Source organism: Pseudomonas sp. RW3S2, from assembly GCF_014268955.1.
GTDB classification, from domain to species: Bacteria; Pseudomonadota; Gammaproteobacteria; order Pseudomonadales; family Pseudomonadaceae; genus Aquipseudomonas; species Aquipseudomonas wayambapalatensis.
This window is the reverse complement of record NZ_JABWRM010000059.1, coordinates 1-238: the sequence shown is the minus strand read 5'-3', so window position 1 is coordinate 238 and position 238 is coordinate 1. Positions and strand designations below refer to the sequence as shown.

Below are 238 nucleotides of genomic sequence, written 5' to 3'. Positions count from 1 at the left end.
ACGCGGCGCCGCGCAGCGAAGGCGACCAGAATCGCATCGAAACCGCTTACCGCCGACTCTGCGATCCGATTTGTCAGCTGCTGGATGAGTTGGGCGGCGTCGCGTCGCTGGGCGAAATCGAAGGCGCATTCTGTGATGGCCGATTCAACGTCAATCTTGATCGGCGCAAGATGGGCGGCACCGCTCAGCGCTGGCGCCAGAGCAAGGGCGGAACGCGGCCGGTCGGTCTGGTGCACGG

1 pseudogene is annotated in these 238 nt (G+C 65.1%); it reads left to right on the top strand.

Going from position 1 to position 238, the window contains the following annotated elements:
• Positions 1–238, top strand: a pseudogene (locus HU748_RS26210) (lipoate--protein ligase family protein); the annotation flags it as partial.